Annotated in this window: 12 protein-coding genes; 9 read left to right on the top strand and 3 right to left on the bottom strand. The window is 51.4% G+C overall.

Annotated elements, in window-relative coordinates:
• Positions 1 to 28: 28 nt before the first annotated feature.
• The 5 genes from dapB to GOC95_RS10000 all read left to right on the top strand — a co-directional run bounded on the left by dapB (position 29) and on the right by GOC95_RS10000 (position 6,507).
• Positions 29 to 835, top strand: a complete 807-nt coding sequence (dapB, locus tag GOC95_RS10020) for a 4-hydroxy-tetrahydrodipicolinate reductase (protein ID WP_275356925.1) — start codon at positions 29 to 31, stop codon at positions 833 to 835.
• A 228-nt stretch (positions 836 to 1,063) separates the two neighbouring features.
• The gene (gene carA, locus GOC95_RS10015) at positions 1,064 to 2,203 is read left to right on the top strand and encodes a glutamine-hydrolyzing carbamoyl-phosphate synthase small subunit (RefSeq protein ID WP_275356924.1); all 1,140 of its coding nucleotides are present in this window, start codon (positions 1,064 to 1,066) and stop codon (positions 2,201 to 2,203) included.
• Positions 2,203 to 5,418: a carbamoyl-phosphate synthase large subunit gene (carB, locus tag GOC95_RS10010; protein WP_194747124.1), complete on the top strand. Its 3,216-nt coding sequence runs from the start codon at positions 2,203 to 2,205 to the stop codon at positions 5,416 to 5,418. Before carA ends, carB begins: the two co-directional genes overlap by 1 nt.
• A gap of 92 nt (positions 5,419 to 5,510) precedes the next feature.
• Entirely contained in the window at positions 5,511 to 5,993 is a 483-nt protein-coding gene (gene greA / locus GOC95_RS10005) for a transcription elongation factor GreA (RefSeq protein ID WP_275356923.1), read from the top strand.
• A gap of 58 nt (positions 5,994 to 6,051) precedes the next feature.
• A complete protein-coding gene (locus GOC95_RS10000) occupies positions 6,052 to 6,507 on the top strand; it encodes a DUF4149 domain-containing protein (protein ID WP_194747122.1) in 456 nt (151 codons plus the stop codon).
• 63 nt (positions 6,508 to 6,570) lie between these two features.
• Here GOC95_RS10000 and yhbY read toward each other — a convergent pair whose 3' ends face one another.
• On the bottom strand, positions 6,571 to 6,879 hold the full coding sequence (gene yhbY, locus GOC95_RS09995) for a ribosome assembly RNA-binding protein YhbY (RefSeq protein WP_275356921.1): 309 nt from the start codon (positions 6,877 to 6,879) through the stop codon (positions 6,571 to 6,573).
• A 55-nt stretch (positions 6,880 to 6,934) separates the two neighbouring features.
• On the opposite strand from yhbY, the gene rlmE reads away from it, so the two are divergent.
• From rlmE to glmM, 4 genes are all read left to right on the top strand, one after another.
• On the top strand, positions 6,935 to 7,555 hold the full coding sequence (gene rlmE / locus GOC95_RS09990) for a 23S rRNA (uridine(2552)-2'-O)-methyltransferase RlmE (RefSeq protein ID WP_194747120.1): 621 nt from the start codon (positions 6,935 to 6,937) through the stop codon (positions 7,553 to 7,555).
• A 147-nt stretch (positions 7,556 to 7,702) separates the two neighbouring features.
• A complete protein-coding gene (gene ftsH, locus GOC95_RS09985; protein WP_194747119.1) occupies positions 7,703 to 9,607 on the top strand; it encodes an ATP-dependent zinc metalloprotease FtsH in 1,905 nt (634 codons plus the stop codon).
• 114 nt (positions 9,608 to 9,721) lie between these two features.
• Complete coding sequence (gene folP, locus GOC95_RS09980) at positions 9,722 to 10,546, top strand: dihydropteroate synthase (protein WP_194747118.1); 825 nt, start codon at positions 9,722 to 9,724, stop codon at positions 10,544 to 10,546.
• A gap of 48 nt (positions 10,547 to 10,594) precedes the next feature.
• Positions 10,595 to 11,947, top strand: a complete 1,353-nt coding sequence (glmM, locus tag GOC95_RS09975) for a phosphoglucosamine mutase (RefSeq protein ID WP_275356920.1) — start codon at positions 10,595 to 10,597, stop codon at positions 11,945 to 11,947.
• A gap of 31 nt (positions 11,948 to 11,978) precedes the next feature.
• Here glmM and GOC95_RS09970 read toward each other — a convergent pair whose 3' ends face one another.
• Together GOC95_RS09970 and GOC95_RS09965 are read right to left on the bottom strand one after the other, a co-directional pair.
• Positions 11,979 to 12,842 carry a mechanosensitive ion channel family protein gene (locus GOC95_RS09970; protein ID WP_275356919.1) on the bottom strand — a complete coding sequence of 288 codons (864 nt, stop codon included), beginning with the start codon at positions 12,840 to 12,842 and terminating at the stop codon, positions 11,979 to 11,981.
• Positions 12,843 to 12,880: 38 nt separating this feature from the next.
• Positions 12,881 to 14,830, bottom strand: a complete 1,950-nt coding sequence (locus tag GOC95_RS09965) for an alpha-amylase family protein (protein WP_275356918.1) — start codon at positions 14,828 to 14,830, stop codon at positions 12,881 to 12,883.
• Positions 14,831 to 14,836: the final 6 nt, after the last annotated feature.

Raw genomic sequence — 14,836 nt, 5'->3', positions numbered from 1 at the left:
GTATATAAAACAATAAGTTGAGCGAGTTATGTTGAAAGTAGTGATTGCAGGCGTGTCTGGCCGTATGGGGCATGCCCTGCTTGAAGGCGTTTTTTCTGATCCTGGCTTGCAACTGCATGCGGCCTTGGATCGTGCTGAAAGTGCCATGATTGGTCGAGATGCTGGTGAGCAGTTTGGCAAGTTGAGTGGCGTCAAAATTACTTCTGATGTTGAATCTGCATTGAAGGGGGCTGATGTGCTGGTGGACTTCACCCGTCCTGAAGCCAGTATGCAATATTTGCAAGCGTGTCAGCAGGCGCAGGTGAAGCTGGTGATTGGCACCACAGGGTTTAGCGAGGCTGAGAAAGTCAGTATTGAGGCAGCTGCCAAAAATATCGGGATTGTGTTTGCGCCCAATATGAGCGTGGGTGTCACCTTGCTGATTAACTTGGTTGAACAAGCCGCGCGCGTATTGAACCAAGGCTACGATATCGAAGTCGTCGAAATGCACCATCGCCATAAAGTCGATGCGCCGTCTGGCACGGCACTGCGCTTGGGCGAAGCCGCAGCCAAAGGCATAGACAAGGCACTGAAGGATTGTGCCGTGTATGCGCGTGAAGGTGTCACTGGTGAGCGTGAAGCGGGCACCATAGGCTTCGCAACCCTGCGCGGTGGCGATGTGGTGGGCGATCATACGGTGGTCCTGGCTGGTGTGGGTGAGCGTGTAGAGTTAACGCACAAGGCCTCCAGCCGGGCGACCTTTGCTCAGGGCGCGTTGCGCGCTGCCAAGTTTCTGGCACCCCAACAGGCCGGTTTGTTTGATATGCGAGATGTGCTTGGCTTTGACAAGAATTGATGGTTAAGCCGCTGATTTCACGCGGGCAATCATCATGCTTTAACATCCTCTGACAATACCTCGCCCTTGAGTGAGGCTTTAATCTAGGCTATAATGCCGCAATTCTGAACGGGAAGAGTCCAAAAAACTTTTCCCGTTTTGCACATCTACTCACCGCTGCATAGGGCCCTCGCAGGCATGTTGCGACCTTCAAAAGATGTGTTTCGATTCAAACTTAAGGAGCTAAAGGTGTCAAAAACAATTCCAGCGATTTTAGTGTTAGCAGATGGAACTGTTTTTAAGGGCATGAGCATTGGCGCTTCCGGTCATACAGTCGGTGAGGTGGTGTTCAATACTTCCATCACCGGTTATCAGGAAATTCTTACCGATCCTTCCTATACCGAACAAATTGTCACATTGACTTATCCGCATATTGGTAACTATGGTACCAATAGCGAAGATGTGGAATCTGGCAAAGTCTATGCTGCGGGTCTGATTATTCGTGACCTGCCCTTATTGGAAAGCAATTTCCGCAGTGAACAAAATCTTTCCGATTATCTCAAGACCAACAATGTAGTGGCGATTGCTGATATCGATACGCGCAAGTTGACCCGTATTTTGCGTGAGAAGGGTGCGCAAGCCGGCTGTATTATGGCGGGTGAGCATGTGGATGAGGCACAGGCATTGGCCCATGCACAGGGCTTCCCTGGGCTTGCCGGGATGGATCTGGCTAAAGTGGTGAGCTGTACACAAGCCTATGAGTTTACCGAGCAGGAATGGCAATTAGGCGCGGGCTTTAGCAAATCGGCTGAGCAACAGTTTCATGTAGTGGCATTTGACTATGGTGTGAAACGCAACATTCTGCGCATGCTGGTTTCACGTGGCTGTAAAGTCACCGTTTTGCCGGCCCAGGCAACTGCCGAACAAGCCTTGGCCTATCAGCCAGATGGCATTTTCCTGTCTAACGGCCCTGGTGATCCTGAGCCATGTGATTACGCAATTAAAGCGATCAAAAACTTGGTGGATTCAGGCATTCCCACCTTTGGGATCTGTCTGGGCCACCAGTTGCTGGCATTGGCCAGTGGTGCAAAAACCCTGAAAATGAAATTTGGTCATCACGGTGCCAACCATCCGGTACAGGATGTGGAAAGCAAGCGTGTGTATATCACCAGCCAGAACCATGGTTTTGCGGCTGACCCGGCGACGCTGCCTGCCAATGTCAAAGTGACGCATGTGTCATTGTTTGATGGCAGCCTGCAAGGGATCGCGCGTACAGACAAGCCCGCCTTTAGCTTCCAGGGACACCCGGAAGCCAGCCCAGGCCCGCAAGAAATGAGCGTGTTGTTTGACCGCTTTATCCAGTTAATGCAAGAAAGAAAGTCCATCTAATGGCAAAAAGAACCGACATTAAAAGTATTCTGATTATCGGTGCAGGTCCGATTGTCATTGGTCAAGCCTGTGAGTTTGATTACTCTGGCGCCCAAGCCTGTAAAGCCTTGCGGGAAGAGGGTTACCGGGTCATTTTGGTCAACTCCAATCCAGCCACCATCATGACTGACCCGGAAATGGCAGATGCGACTTACATCGAGCCCATTACCTGGCAAATCGTCGAAAAAATTATTGAAAAAGAGCGTCCTGATGCCTTGCTGCCAACCATGGGTGGGCAAACGGCATTGAACTGTGCCCTCGATCTGGACAAGCATGGCGTCTTGCAGAAATACAATGTGGAACTGATCGGCGCGACTAAAGAGGCGATTGATAAAGCCGAAGACCGCCAAAAGTTTAAAGAAGCAATGACCAAAATTGGCCTGGGTTCTGCACGTTCAGCGATTGCACACAGCCTCGAAGAAGCCTTGCAAGTGCAGGCCACGATTGGTTATCCGGCGATTATTCGCCCTTCGTTCACCATGGGCGGCAGTGGTGGTGGCATCGCCTACAATCGCGAAGAATTTATCGCCATTTGCGAGCGCGGCCTGGATGCCTCCCCAACCAACGAGTTGCTGATCGAAGAGTCGCTGCTGGGCTGGAAAGAATACGAGATGGAAGTGGTACGCGACAAAGCGGACAACTGCATCATTATCTGTTCGATTGAAAACCTGGATCCTATGGGCGTGCATACCGGTGACAGTATTACTGTTGCGCCAGCACAAACCCTGACCGACAAAGAATACCAGATCATGCGTAATGCCTCATTGGCCGTATTGCGTGAGATCGGGGTCGATACCGGTGGTTCTAACGTGCAGTTTGCCATCAACCCGAACGATGGCCGCATGATTGTGATTGAGATGAACCCGCGGGTGTCGCGCTCATCTGCGTTGGCCTCCAAAGCAACAGGCTTTCCGATTGCCAAAGTCGCGGCCAAACTGGCGGTGGGTTTTACGCTCGACGAGTTGCGTAATGAAATCACCGGCGGTCAGACCCCGGCTTCATTTGAGCCATCGATTGACTATGTGGTCACTAAAGTGCCACGGTTTGCGTTTGAGAAATTTCCGCAGGCGGATAGCCGCTTGACGACACAGATGAAATCTGTGGGTGAAGTCATGGCCATGGGTCGTAGCTTCCAGGAGTCTTTCCAGAAAGCGTTACGCGGTCTGGAAGTCGGTGTGGATGGTCTGGATTCGGTCACCGATGACAAAGACCGTATCGTCAAGGAAATGGGTGAGCCCGGTCCTGAGCGTATCTGGTACGTGGCGGACGCCTTCCGTTTGGGCATGAGTGTGGATGAAGTGTTTGATATCACCAAAATCGACCGCTGGTTCCTGGTGCAGATTGAAGAAATCATCAAACTCGAATTGTCATTGTCAGGCAAGTCGCTGGGGGATTTGACCAAAGAGACCCTGTTCCGCCTCAAACGTAAAGGCTTCTCTGACCGTCGACTGGCCAAGCTGTTGAGTACAGACCAGCATGCAGTGCGTGCTTTCCGTCAGGCGCTTAATGTGCGTCCGGTCTATAAGCGCGTAGATACCTGTGCGGCTGAGTTTGCCACCAACACGGCTTATATGTACTCGACCTATGAGGAAGAGTGCGAGTCCAATCCGTCGGACAAGAAAAAAATCATGGTGTTGGGCGGTGGTCCTAACCGCATTGGTCAGGGCATCGAGTTTGACTATTGCTGTGTGCACGCGGCGTTTGCCATGCGTGAAGATGGTTACGAAACCATTATGGTCAACTGTAACCCTGAAACCGTCTCTACCGATTACGACACCTCTGACCGTCTCTACTTTGAGCCGGTGACACTGGAAGACGTACTCGAAATCGTCAACATCGAAAAACCGGTGGGCGTGATTGTGCAGTATGGCGGCCAAACCCCGCTCAAGCTGGCGCGTGACCTCGAAAAAGCTGGCGTGCCTATCATTGGGACCACGCCAGATGCGATTGACCGTGCAGAAGACCGTGAACGCTTCCAGCAAATGCTGCATAGCCTGAACCTGAAGCAGCCGCCGAACCGCACAGCGCGTGCGCCAGAAGAGGCAATTCGCCTTGCGACTGAAATCGGTTACCCGTTGGTGGTGCGCCCTTCTTATGTTCTGGGTGGCCGCGCGATGGAAATCGTGCATGAGCAAAGCCAGTTGGAGCGCTACATGCGTGAAGCGGTTAAGGTATCTAATGAATCTCCCGTCCTGCTGGACCGCTTCCTGAACGATGCGATTGAAGTAGACGTGGATGCTTTGAGCGACGGTGAAGATGTGTTGATCGGTGGCATCATGCAGCACGTGGAACAAGCCGGTGTGCACTCTGGTGACTCTGCCTGCTCACTGCCTCCTTACAGCCTGAGCGACGACCTGCAAGATGAGTTGCGCAGACAAACTGTGCAAATGGCCAAAGCGCTGGGTGTGAAAGGCCTGATGAACGTACAGTTTGCCGTGCAGAACAGTGGGCAGGGCGATGTGGTGTATGTGCTGGAAGTTAACCCGCGCGCATCCCGTACCGTGCCATTTGTGTCCAAAGCCTGTGGCTTGCAACTGGCCAAAATTGCGGCACGTTGCATGGCAGGTCAGACGCTGAAATCTCAAGGCGTGACCAAAGAAGTGATTCCGCCTTATTACTCGGTGAAAGAAGCTGTGTTCCCCTTCATCAAGTTTCCGGGCGTGGATACCATCCTGGGCCCAGAAATGAAATCGACCGGTGAAGTGATGGGCGTAGGAAACACCTTTGCCGAGGCTTTTGTGAAGTCACAATTGGGGGCCTCTGTGAAGATGCCTACCGGGGGTAGAGCTTTTATCAGCGTACGTAACGAAGATCACAAAAAAGTGATCGACATTGCGCAGGACCTGGTTAAACTCGGTTTCACGCTAGTGGCGACCAAAGGCACAGCGCGTGCACTGGCCGAGCAAGGTCTGGAGGTGACACCGGTGAACAAAGTCGCTGAAGGCCGTCCGCATATTGTCGACATGATCAAGAACGATGAGATCAGTTTGATTGTCAATGTCACAGAAGACAAAAAGGCGATTACTGACTCGTATGAGATTCGCCGCAGCGCGCTTCAAAACAAGGTGACTTATTACACGACCCTGGCGGGTGCGCGTGCCGCTTGTATAGGCATGGCACAAAGCAAAGATATGGATGTCTACTCGGTGCAAGACTTGCACAAACGCCTTGGTTAACATACACTAGGCTTAGTTGATATTTAAATAAGCCACGCTCATTCGGGTGTGGTTTATTTTTTTTATACTCATTTTTTGAAGGTATTTTCATCATGGCAGTCAATCAGATTCCTGTCACCGTGAAAGGTGCAGAATTGCTCAAAGAAGAACTACAACGTTTGCGCGCGGTGGATAGACCCAATATTATCCAGGCGATCGCTGAAGCGCGGGCACAAGGCGACTTGTCTGAGAACGCAGAGTATGAGTCAGCCAAAGAACGGCAGAGCTTTATAGAAGGCCGTATCGCCGAACTGGAGGCGAAATTGTCCAACCTGCAGATTATTGATCCAACCATGCTCAATGCAGAGGGTCGTGTGGTGTTTGGCGCAACCGTCAGGTTTGAAGATCTGGATTCTGGCGATGCCAAAACCTACCAGATCGTGGGTGAGGACGAAGCGGATATCAAAAATGGCAAAATCTCGGTCAGTTCGCCAATTGCACGTGGCCTGATTGGCAAGTCTGAGGGTGAAGTCGTTGAAGTCCAGTCTCCAGGCGGCGTGAAAGAGTACGAAATTATTGAGGTACTCTACGTTTAGTCCTTGCGATTGAATCATCTGGGATGCGTGAATAGCAGAAAATAGGAGCGTAGCAGCGATGGCCAAGCAATCAGGACTCACCGGATGGTTAAACCCGGTCTTACTTACGTTGTGGGTGGGGGCTTTGTGGATGACCGCCATCACCGCCAGTGTGCTGTTCAAAACCATTCCTGACCATATGCTGGCCGGAAACGTCGCAGGAAAGTTGTTTACCATTGTCAGCTACATTGGGCTTGTCAGCGGCTTGTGGTTGTTGATCCAGCGGTTGGCGAGTGACGGTTTTTCCGCATTCAAGCAAGGCCTGTTCTGGGTGATCCTCATCATGTGGATACTGGTCCTGATTGGCGAGTTTGGCATCCAGCCATTATTGGCTCAGCTCAAAGCCAGCGCTCTGCCAAACGATGTGATGCAAAGTGTGTTCGCCAGCCGCTTTAAAACCTGGCATGGTGTGGCGAGTATTGCTTATATGATTGAGTGTTTGTTAGGCGTCTGGTTGGTGGTCAAGTCGAACTGAGGCCAATAAAAAAACGCGCAAAAGAATGCGCGTTTTTTGTATCAGGCGTGTTTGTGAACGTGATTACAGCTTGGGGATCACGATCTTCGCTGAGGCTTTCACGGTTTCGCTGGCGCGATAAAACACCAGTTGTTTGCCGATATGGTGCACGGCGATGGCGCCCGCTTTTTCGGCGATCTCTTCGAGTAATGATTTACGCAAATCGCGGTCATCGCCCGCCACTTGCACTTTGATAAGCTCGTGGGCATTGAGGCTGACCTCAATTTCCTTGAGTACCGCGTCTGTCAGGCCATTGTTGCCTATCATGACTACCGGATTTAAATTGTGTGCCAGACCACGTAAATAAGCGATTTGTTTGCTGTTTAATTGCATGCAAAATATTCCTTGAAAACAGACCGCATTTTAGCATGAAGCAGGAATTCCCCCTATGAAACCCTCCAAAACCAGTAAAGCTTGGATGCAAGAGCATCTCAATGACGAATTCGTCAAGCGTGCACAAAAAGACGGCTACCGTGCCCGCGCTGCTTATAAGCTGCTCGAAATTGACGATAAAGATAAATTGATCAAGCCTGGCATGACTGTAGTGGATCTGGGGTCTACACCTGGCAGCTGGTCACAGGTCGCGGTCCAGCGCATCAAAGGCCAGGGACGCGTGATTGCACTGGATATTCTGGAGATGCATCCGATTCCCGGTGTGGAATTTATTTGCGGTGATTTTCGCGAAGAAACGGTACTGCAGCAATTGGAGGCCTCGCTGAATGGCAAGCTGGTCGATCTGGTGATTGCCGACATGGCGCCTAACATGAGCGGACTCAAAGATGTTGACCAGGCAGGGGCGACGTATTTGACGGAACTCGCCCTGGATTTTTGTCAGCATTGGTTGAAACCGGGCGGCAACTTTCTGGTCAAAGTCTTTATCGGCAGTGGCTTTGAGGAAATTGTGAAACAAATGCGTGGCCAGTTTGCCAAAGTAGTCACACGTAAACCTAAAGCCTCGCGTGATCGTAGCAGTGAAGTGTATCTGCTGGGCTTGCAGCGAAAAGCTTGAATTGCAATGCTTTTTTGCGTTTAGTTTGATCGCACAAGCAAAAAAATGGGTATACAATGCCATTGAAGGCTTGAAATTATAGGCTTTGCCTCCATTATTTTCTTAGGGATTCTCCCTGCCTTTCGTTTTTAAAGTTAAGGAACCACTTTGAATAATCTACTGAAGAATATCGCGATTTGGGTAGCAATTGCCTTGTTGCTGATGACGGTATTTAATCAATTTAGCGGCACGGGAAGAAGCAGTGGCCAGGTGGTTTACTCTCAGTTCATGCAAGAGGTCAAGGATGGCCGCGTAGCCAAGGTGCAGATTGATGGTCGCTCCTTGCATGTGACTACCAACGAGGGCAAAAACTATGAGACATTCTCGCCTTCCGATCCATGGTTGGTATCAGACCTGCTTAAAAATAACGTTATCGTAGAAGCCAAACCAGAAGAGCATGAATCCATGCTTATGAGCATTTTTGTCTCCTGGTTTCCTATGATTCTCTTGATCGGTGTCTGGATTTTCTTCATGCGCCAGATGCAAGGTGGCGGCAAGGGCGGTGGCCCATTCTCGTTCGGCAAGAGCAAGGCACGTCAACTGGATGAATCCAACAACAGCACCACATTTGCTGATGTGGCCGGTTGCGATGAAGCCAAAGAAGAAGTGGCTGAGTTGGTTGAATTCTTGAAGGATCCTAGCAAGTTTCAGAAACTGGGTGGCCGCATCCCGCGTGGCGTATTGATGGTAGGCCCGCCTGGGACCGGTAAGACATTGCTGGCCCGTGCGATTGCCGGTGAAGCCAAAGTCCCATTCTTCAGTATCTCTGGCTCTGACTTTGTGGAAATGTTTGTTGGCGTGGGTGCTGCGCGTGTGCGTGACATGTTTGAAACCGCCAAAAAGAACTCCCCTTGTATCGTATTTATTGATGAGATTGATGCGGTCGGTCGTCACCGCGGTGCCGGTACGGGTGGCGGTAACGATGAGCGCGAGCAAACGTTGAACCAGATGTTGGTTGAGATGGATGGTTTTGAGGCCAATTCTGGTGTGATCGTGATTGCAGCAACCAACCGTGCCGATGTTCTGGATAAAGCATTATTGCGTCCTGGCCGTTTTGACCGTCAGGTCATGGTCGGCTTGCCAGACATCAAAGGTCGTGAGCAAATCCTCAATGTTCATATGCGTAAAGTGCCCATTGATCCAGATGTTAGAGCGGATATTCTTGCCCGTGGTACACCAGGCTTTAGTGGTGCTGATCTGGCTAACCTGGTCAACGAAGCGGCGTTGTTCGCTGCACGTCGTAATAAACGCACGGTAGATATGCAAGATTTTGAGGATGCCAAAGACAAAATCTTCATGGGGCCAGAGCGCAAGTCTATGGTGATGCGTGAAGAGGAGCGTTTGAATACGGCCTATCATGAGTCCGGGCATGCGGTGGTTGCCAAGTTGCTGCCGAAAGCGGATCCTGTGCACAAGGTCACCATTATGCCGCGTGGCTGGGCGCTGGGCTTGACATGGCAGTTGCCTGAGCATGACCGTATCAGCAATTACAAGGACAAAATGCTGGAAGATATTTCGATTCTGTTTGGTGGCCGGATTGCTGAAGAAATTTTCATGCATCAGATGTCTACCGGCGCTTCGAATGACTTTGAGCGTGCGACAAAAATGGCTCGTGACATGGTGACCAAGTTCGGGATGTCCGATTCGCTGGGGACCATGGTCTATGCAGGTAGCGAGCAGGATTCCTGGATGGGCAGTATGTCTTCACGGACCGTCTCAGAAGCCACGCAGCAAAAAGTCGATGCTGAAATTCGCCGTATCCTGGATGAGCAATATGCGATTGCGCGCAAATTGCTTGAAGATAACCGCGACAAAGTGGAGGCGATGACTAAAGCCTTGATGGAGTTCGAAACCATTGATGCTGATCAGGTCAATGACATTATGGCTGGTTTGCCAGTGCGTCCACCCAAGCAGAAAAATGGACCTACCATCAGTTCTGGCGGCAGTGGTTCGGGCACCATGGTAAACCCGGCACCGCAACCAACGGCAAAAGGCGATGATACTGAGACCTAAAGCCTAACTAAGATTGAGGTTCAGGTTGGCCACAGGTTTGTGACAACCTGGCTTTCAGTTAAAATAACAAGGCTGGCTTTTGCCAGCCTTTGTTTTTTTGGAAATCAATGACCTATGCTCTTTCATTGTGGACGTTTTCGTCTCAATTTTGACCAGCCCCAAGTCATGGGTATCGTCAATGTTACGCCGGACTCCTTTTCCGATGGCGGTCAATTCCAGCAGGTGGATGCCGCGGTGCATCATGCCTTGACATTGATCGAACAAGGCGCCGCGGTGCTCGATATCGGTGGTGAGTCTACGCGGCCTAATGCGACGCCAGTCTCCCTGACCGAAGAATTACAACGCGTGGTGCCGGTAATAGAGGCCCTGGTCGCACGCGATATTCCCGTTCCGATCTCCATTGATACTTATAAGCCTGCCGTGATGCAGGCCGCGATTGCGGCTGGCGCAAGCATCGTCAATGATGTAAGAGGCTTGCAGGAACCTGGCGCGCTTGAGGTGGTTGCAAAGAGCGATGCTGGTGTTTGCATCATGCATATGCAAGGCATGCCGCAAACCATGCAGCTGGATCCTCGCTATGAGGATGTGGTGGTGGAGGTGAAACTGTTTTTGCAGACCCAGCGTGATATGTGTCTGGCGGCAGGCATCGCCCAAGACCGGATTATGCTGGATCCAGGCTTTGGCTTTGGTAAAACCCGCGCGCACAATATTGCCCTGGCCAAGGCTTTACCTGAGTTTAGCGAGCTGGGCTGCCCATTGCTGGTTGGCCTGTCGCGTAAATCGGTATTGGGACAAATGACGGGCAACGATGTCGACGCCAGATTGCACGCCAGTGTAGCTGCTGCCGTAATTAGTGCCATGCAAGGGGCACATCTGTTACGCGTGCACGATGTCAAGGCAACGGTTGAAGCCCTCAAGGTGGTTGCTGCACTTAAATAGCCAGCTCAGCATGACCATACACAAGCATAACGATTAAAGGATACACACATGGGTAAGCAATATTTCGGTACAGATGGCATTCGCGGACGCGTTGGAGAGTCGGTGATTACGCCAGAGTTTGTCATGCGCTTGGGCTATGCAGCCGGACGTGTACTGGCCAGCCATGAACACTTGCCTGCGGGTAAACGCCCCACGGTACTGATAGGCAAAGATACGCGGATTTCTGGCTATATGCTGGAAGCGTCCCTGGAGGCCGGATTGTCTGCTGCTGGGGTGGATGTGCTGCTGACTGGCCCCATGCCGACGCCTGCCGTGGCTTATCTAACGCGTGCCTTGCGTGCGCAGGCCGGCATTGTGATTTCTGCTTCACACAACCCTTATTATGATAACGGGATCAAGTTTTTCTCTGCACAGGGCACCAAGTTACCGGACGAGATCGAGTATGCGATTGAGGCCGCGCTGGCTCAGCCCATGCAGGTCATGGATTCCGCGCAACTGGGCAAAGCGAAGCGTGTCGATGACGCAGCGGGCCGCTATGTCGAATTCTGTAAAAGCACGTTTCCCAATCACCTTGATCTGCGTGGCCTCAAAATTGTGCTCGATTGTGCGCATGGCGCCACCTACCATGTCGCGCCGCCGGTGTTCCATGAGTTGGGGGCAGACGTCATCGCTATAGGCAATCATCCTGATGGCCTCAATATTAACGAGCAGGTGGGTTCCACTCACCCGCAAGCCCTGCAAAAAGCCGTGGTGGAACATCAGGCAGATTTAGGCATTGCCTTTGATGGCGATGGCGACCGTGTCATGATGGTCGATGGTGCAGGTAAGCTGCTGGATGGTGACCAGTTACTTTATATTATTGCCATGGGCCTGTATGCCAAAGGCAAACTCAAGGGCGGCGTGGCCGGTACCCTCATGACAAATTTGGCCCTGGAACACGCCTTGCAAAAGCATCAGATTCCGTTTGGCCGTGCCAATGTCGGCGACCGCTATGTGTTGGAGCTGTTGCAGGAAAAAAACTGGAAACTGGGCGGGGAGAATTCTGGCCATATCCTCACGCTGGATAAACACTCGAGTGGTGATGCGATTATTGCTGCCCTGCAGGTGTTGCAGTCCTTGCGTGAAAGCGGCAAGTCCTTGCAACAGCTGGGTGCTGACCTGACGCTATATCCGCAGGTGTTGATTAATGTAACCACCAAACAAAAGCTGGACTTGAACCAGGCGGCCGTGCAAACCGCCGTGCAGCAAGCCGAGACGGCGCTCAAAGGTGAGGGCAGGGTCTTGTTACGTGCTTCTGGCACTGAGCCCAAAATCCGCGTGATGGTGGAGGGCCTAAACCAGGCGTTGGTACAAGCGCAGGCAGAGCAACTGGCAGCAGTGATTCGTCAACTGGCCGCCTGAGTGGCTCTTGGCTCCTTTGCAAGCAGCCGTCTTAGGCCGCCAGCTGATTTTGATAGACCGTGAGTTGTGGGAACGGAATTTCAATCTGTTGCGCATCAAAGGCATTCTTAATCCGCTGTAAATAAGCGCGCTTGACTGTCCATTGTTCCAGCGGCCGTACCTTGATGCGACAGCGGATGATGACGGCGGACTCGGCCAGATTGTCCACCCCGGCAATTTCCAGCTTATCCAATACTTTATTAGCCAGCTCGGCATCCTGCACAATACTGGCACCCACTTCATGCATGATTTGCATCACTTTACTGAGGTTTTCGTCATACGCCACCCGGATATCCATCACGGCATAGGCAAAGTCGCGTGAGCGATTGGTTACCGTGGTGATCTGGCCATTGGGCACATAATGCACATTGCCTTCGTAATCGCGCATCTTCACATAACGCAGCGTAATTTCTTCCACCAAGCCAGCTTTGTCGGCAATTTCCACGACATCATCTTTGCGAATCTGGTTTTCGAGTAGCAGAAAAAAGCCATTAAAATAATCTTTGACCAAGCTCTGTGCGCCAAAGCCCACTGCCAAACCAACGACCCCGGCTGCCGCCAGTACCGGAGCAATCGAAATCCCAAGCTCATGCAGGATTTCAACCACGGTAATCGCCAGAATCACGGTGGTGACGATATACCGCAGCACCATGCTGAGCGTGTTGAGGCGTTTAATCTCTTCCAGATTATCTACTTGCCTGGAGTTGAGCTTATCCCTGAGTTTCACAATCAGGCTTTTGCTCAGCCGGTTGAGAAAATAAGCCACGCCAATAATGAAAAAAATACGCAGCAGGGTTTTTACCAGCGCCAGTATTTCCGCAGGTTGCTCTATTCCTAAGTATGTAAACCAAGACATGGTGTCAAACACTCCTTTCGATCAATAAAGTAAATGCACTAACTGGATAGCCAGTAAGCGGTCAGGGTCGGGATTTCTAGAGTCTCCTGCTCGGTGGAGATCGTTGAACCACTACATAAATCCGTCATCATCCTGGCTTTAAACAGGCCGCGTTGCTTAAACGGCTGCAGGTTGACCTGCTGCGCTTGTGTGGCAAAGTTGGCGATTACCACCACGTTGGCATGCATGCCCGATGGCACATAGCGGTGGAAGGCGAACAGGTGCGGATTGTCTTGTGTAATCAGCGCGCGGTTGTTTAAATCGGCAAAGGCTGAAGTCTCCTTGCGGATCGCAATCAGTTGCTTGATCTGGCTGAAAATCCGTTGTTCGACGGTGCCTGGCTGGTGACGACGCGCCATCACCTCCCAGTCCAGTGTCGGTCTGTGTACCCAGCGGTTGTCGTGCATTTTGTTTTCATCTTGCAGATAACTGTCGTTATTAAGCGTACCAACCGCATCGCCATAGTAAATCAGCGGGATTCCGCCAAACGACAAAATCAGGTTATGCAACAAGACGATGGTTTTGATCGCATTTTCAATTGCCAGTGGGTCCTGTGTTTGCAGGGCCATTTCCAGCCCGGCCAGTGACGCCAGCGCACCAGATATGCGGGCATCGCCGGTTTTTTTGTTGACGCCAAAGGCAAAGCCGCGTGCATTCGATTCAGGGTAATGTCCGGTGTAATAATCGACCAAAAAGCGGCGATGTGACACCGGTTCAAATCCGGCTTCGATAATGGCTTTATCACTAAAGCCCAGACCAATATCATCATGGCAGCGCACATAATTGAGCCAGGTTGCGCGGTCCAGTTTTTCCGGCAAGTCCTCCACGCCCTTGGTCAGTAATACGGTACGTTTGGTGGCGACTGCATCCCAAAGCAGTGCCATAAATGTGGCGTTATATGCAATTTCACATTCCTTGGCGTTGATGGCATCTTCACCAAAGTATTTGATAATTTCTGTCGGCGAAACTATCGCCTCGGCAATAAAGATCACACCGGGGGCTGCAATCTGGCAACAATCCTTGAGCAATTGCAAAATCAGGTGGGCTTCGCGCTCGTTCTGGCAACTGCTACCGATTTTTTTCCACAAAAACGCTACGGCATCCAGCCGTAGAATATCTACGCCCTTGTTTGCCCAAAACAGGATGATGTCCACCATCTCAATGAACACAGCAGGGTTGGTGTAGTTGAGGTCCCACTGGTAATGATTAAAGACCGTCATCACCCATTTGCCGGTGTCTGCGTTAAAGGTAAAACTGCCTGGGGCCTGTTCAGGAAACACTTCCGGCATGGCGCTTTCAAACAAGTCAGGCAGCGTGCGGTCAGGATACATGAAGTAATAATCCTGATAGGTCTGGTTGCCTTGTTTGGCTTGTTGCGCCCAGGCATGCTCATCTGAGGTATGGTTGACCACCACATCCAGCGTTAGCAGGATTCCGCACTGCTGCATGGCGGCAATCAAGTGTTCCAAATCCTCCATCGTGCCGTGCCGCGCATCCACTTTCCTGAAGTCGCGTACTGCATAGCCGCCATCATTCTCATGCGCCGGACAGTCACAAATCGGCATGATATGGACGAGGTTGATGCCGAGATCTTGCATATAGGGCAGCTTGTCACGCATATTGGCCAGGCTGCCCGCAAAGCCCTGGCTGTAGAGCGCCATGCCTACCCACTTTTGCTGCATAAACCAGTCATGGTTTTTTTCGCGCTCCAGGTCTTTTGCGCGCAAATGTGGCGCGCGCTGTGCATATTGTGTCGCCAGCACCTCCACCAGCCGCCCCAGTTGTGGCTTAAAGTCTTCGCGCTGACCATAAAGATGCTGAAACAGCGAATAAATGGCGTAAAAGTTAGCACCCAGCCGGGTATAAAAATAGTGCCAGTCTTTGCCAGCCGGTTGTTTGAACGAAGACAGAATCTCGTTCAATACCGCGTGGGAAATTTGTTCGTACATGTATCG

Source organism: Methylophilus sp. YYY-1, assembly GCF_029132825.1.
Taxonomy (GTDB): domain Bacteria; phylum Pseudomonadota; class Gammaproteobacteria; order Burkholderiales; family Methylophilaceae; genus Methylophilus; species Methylophilus glucosoxydans.
The sequence above is the reverse complement of the archived record's forward strand: the minus strand, read 5'-3'. Positions and strand labels throughout refer to the sequence as shown.